This is a genomic window from Novosphingobium sp. 1529, assembly GCF_040544855.1.
In the GTDB taxonomy this organism is placed as follows: domain Bacteria; phylum Pseudomonadota; class Alphaproteobacteria; order Sphingomonadales; family Sphingomonadaceae; genus Novosphingobium; species Novosphingobium capsulatum.
Genome location: NZ_JBEPKW010000033.1, coordinates 1 through 3,256 on the forward strand (window position 1 = coordinate 1; position 3,256 = coordinate 3,256).

General features: G+C 62.2%; 4 protein-coding genes. All 4 read right to left on the bottom strand.

Annotated features, from left to right (window positions below):
* Window positions 1-52: 52 nt before the first annotated feature.
* Entirely contained in the window at window positions 53-634 is a 582-nt protein-coding gene (locus ABIC78_RS21440) for an SMI1/KNR4 family protein (protein WP_354491955.1), read from the bottom strand.
* Window positions 635-769: 135 nt separating this feature from the next.
* Window positions 770-2,413: an IS66 family transposase gene (gene tnpC / locus ABIC78_RS21445; protein WP_354491961.1), complete on the bottom strand. Its 1,644-nt coding sequence runs from the start codon at window positions 2,411-2,413 to the stop codon at window positions 770-772.
* 73 nt (window positions 2,414-2,486) lie between these two features.
* Window positions 2,487-2,828 (bottom strand): IS66 family insertion sequence element accessory protein TnpB, encoded by a 342-nt coding sequence (gene tnpB, locus ABIC78_RS21450; protein WP_354491957.1) that lies wholly within the window; start codon window positions 2,826-2,828, stop codon window positions 2,487-2,489.
* The gene (gene tnpA / locus ABIC78_RS21455) at window positions 2,825-3,172 is read right to left on the bottom strand and encodes an IS66-like element accessory protein TnpA (RefSeq protein ID WP_354491959.1); all 348 of its coding nucleotides are present in this window, start codon (window positions 3,170-3,172) and stop codon (window positions 2,825-2,827) included. Before tnpA ends, tnpB begins: the two co-directional genes overlap by 4 nt.
* Window positions 3,173-3,256: the final 84 nt, after the last annotated feature.

Here is a 3,256-nt window from a genome sequence, read left to right on the forward strand (position 1 = left end):
GTAACCATCCGGTCAGGGCCGCGGAAGGATGATGTTTGGTGGGCGGCGGCTGTCAGCCGCCCGCGCCAGCTGGTTTGCTCAACCCTTGGTGAATTGCGATATTGTCGGTCAGTTCCAGTCGCAGGAAATTGCGAAAGTTATCCGCAACGAATGCGTCTGGTTGGCCGCCAATCAAGGCAATCTTTCCTCTATTTGGCCCGCTGGAACAGCAGATCGCCCAAGCGTAACACCAGATCAGGAAGTCGGAGAATACAAGGTAAGCGTCCTTCTCCTGCTCGATCTCCGGATTAGTCTGGCCCGGCGGTCCATCCGGGCATTCATCAGAGATAGATTTGATCTCGTTCGCCGCCCACCATTGAGTGCCGATGTCGTCCATGAATGAAGTACTTGGCGCTGCATGGACAAGGTAGGCACGAAAATCCTCTGGCAGATGGAGCGAATATCGTTCCTCCAGCGCTTCAACGTCCGGGCTGGTGACACCATGGCTGTAGGTATCTGGATTACTCGCGGCCCAGTGAGCGCTGAGAGCCTTGTATAGGCCTGCCCCGTCCTGTTCGAACAACGCTTGATCAATCGGCAACGCAGTCGCAGGCAAAGCCGACTTTTGCTTGGATCGTCTCAGCCAACCGAACATGCGACCCTCCTCGTTGCAGTCAATAGTAGTTACGATTGGAGTCACCGCAACTAGGCTCTTGCCGCAACGCTTCGGATGGCAGCGTTGTTATCGTCTCCCCGGGTGCCTAAGATCTGGAACCAGACGTCAGGCCTGCTAAGGCCGCCAGTTCCAGGGAAGCAGATCGGCGAGCCTGCTGACCGGACATTCGGCGATGCGGGCCAGCACATCGGCCAGCCATGCCTGCGGATCGACATCGTTGAGCCGGCAGGTCTGGATCAGCGAATAAATGATGGCGGCACGCTGTCCGCCGCGATCCGAGCCGCAAAACAGCCACGCCTTTCTGCCCAAGGGCACACAGCGCAGGGCCCGTTCTGCGGCGTTGTTGGTCAGACAGACCCTGCCGTCGGTGAGGAATCGGGTGAATCCATCCCAGCGCCGCAGCATGTAGTTGATCGCCTTGGCCAGATCATGGTGACGCGACAGCTTCGCCAGTTGCTCGGTCAGCCACGTGTGCAGTTCGTCCATCAGCGGTGCGCTCAATGCCTGGCGAACGGCAAGCCGGTCCTCGGCGCTCCTGCCATTGATGGTCCGCTCAATCTCGAACAGCGCATCGAGCTTCTGCACCGCCTCCAGCGCGATCGGATAGATCTGACCGGTCTTCTCGCCACGGCTCTTCTTGCGTGCCGCGCCTTCCACATCGGCCAGCTCGAAGAATTTGCGCCGGGCATGCGCGAAGCAGCCAGCCTCGAGGATCAGGCCCGCCTTGCGGTCAGTGGCATAGAGCTCGTTATAGCCGGCAAAGGCATCGGCCTGCAGAATGCCGGACCAGGTCGCCAGATGCGCCTGGGGATGTTCCCCGCGCCGATCGCGTGAATAGCGGAACACGACGGCCGGCGGATCGGCACCGCCGAACGGGCGGTCATCGCGCACATAGTTCCATAGTCGGCCGGTATCGGTCTTGCCCTTGGCCATGACCGGTACGGTGGTGTCATCACCATGGAGCCGCTGGGCGGCAAAGACATGCGCCTCGATCAACCGGAAGATCGGCATCAGTGCAAAACATGCCGCGCCAACCTGGTCGGCCAGCGTCGATACGCTGATCGGCACGCCTTCGCGCCCGAAGCGTTCGGCCTGCCGGTTGAGAGGCTGGTGCTGGCCGTACTTCTCGAACAGCACCATGGCGAGGAAACTGGGACCAGCCCATCCCCGAGGCACGACGTGGAACGGCGCCGGTGGTTGCGCGATGGTCTCGCAATCCCGGCACGAGAATTTCTCGCGCACCGTCTGGATGACCTTCCATGCACGCGGGATCACCTCGAGTGTCTCGGTCACATCCTCGCCCAGCTTGGACAAGCGGCTGCCACCGCAGGCAGGGCATGTGCATGGTGCCGGGACAACGACGCGCTCGCGCGGCAGGTGTTCGGGGAATGGCTTGCGTGAGGGGCGCTTGCGCTCGAAGGCTGCGACGGTGGTTGCCGTGCTGGCGGCGGCCACCGCGGCCAGGCCATCTTCGGTCGCATCGGCCTCGAGGTCTTCGAGCTCCAGTTCCATCTGGTCGAGCAGGCGCCGGGTTCGTTCCGCACTCGGGCCATATTGCTCGCGCCGCAGCTTGGCGATCTGCAGCTTGAGATGGGCGATCAGCGCATCGGTGGCACTGGCCTGGGCCTGCGCATTGGCAAGTTCGGCTTCGGCCCTAGAAGCCCGCCGCGCGGCTTCATCCGCCTTCCGGTTGGCTTCGTGGACAAGCGCCTTGAGCGCTTCAATGTCGTTCGGCAGAGGCGAAACGGCCGTGTCCATACCCAAGATGGAATCACACAAGCGGCCAAAGCCAAAGCGGAAAATGCCCTGAAAACCGCCAAAGTTGAGAGAGCTATCCGGCGCTCTGTGGACGTGCGGTATGTTGCGGGTTCCGCCAGTCGATCCCTTCCAGCAAACACGCCAGTTGCGCATTGGTCAGGGTCACCATGCCCTCCTTTGCCGATGGCCAGATGAAGCGACCTTTCTCCAATCGCTTGGCATAAAGCGACATGCCGACGCCATCATGCCAGATGATTTTGACCAGCGCGCCGGCACGCCCGCGGAACACAAAAAGATCGCCGCCATGGGGATTGCGCTGCAGGCCTTGCTGCACCAGCAGCGCGAGGCCCTGCATGCCTTTGCGCATGTCCGTGTGCCCCATCGCAATCCATATCCGCGCGCTCGACGGTATCACCGCAGCGCCTTCAGCGTAGCGGCAACCAGTGCGACCGGCGCTGACGGGAAGATCGACAAGCGCACCTTGCTGCCCAACTCGATCACCACCGCAGGCTGGGGCGTGACATCGGGAACCTTATCGTCGCCACCATCGACCACGGCTTCGGCGAACTGGGGCACCGCGATGTGTTGGCGCAGCTTGTGCCGCCAGGTGTAGATCCGTGCTGTCGAAATATCGTGTCGCCGCGCAACATCGGCAACGCATGCGCCGGGCTCGGCAGCCTCGGCCAATATCCGCAGCCGCTCCGCGTCAGTCCACCGCCGCCGACGCTCGGGCCCTGCCATCACCGTAATCTGCCGCATCAACCGCTCCTGAGTGCGCTCTCAAGAGCGTCCTTAAGAGCGCTCGCTCAGCGCCACGCAAGGCGGGTCACGCCGGATGGGTAC

Bases quoted from the DNA above. Each gene is read 5' to 3' on its own strand.
- ABIC78_RS21440 (WP_354491955.1), bottom strand. From the start codon at position 634: ATGTTCGGTTGGCTGAGACGATCCAAGCAAAAGTCGGCTTTGCCTGCG.
- tnpC (WP_354491961.1), bottom strand. From the start codon at position 2,413: ATGGACACGGCCGTTTCGCCTCTGCCGAACGACATTGAAGCGCTCAAG.
- tnpA (WP_354491959.1), bottom strand. From the start codon at position 3,172: ATGCGGCAGATTACGGTGATGGCAGGGCCCGAGCGTCGGCGGCGGTGG.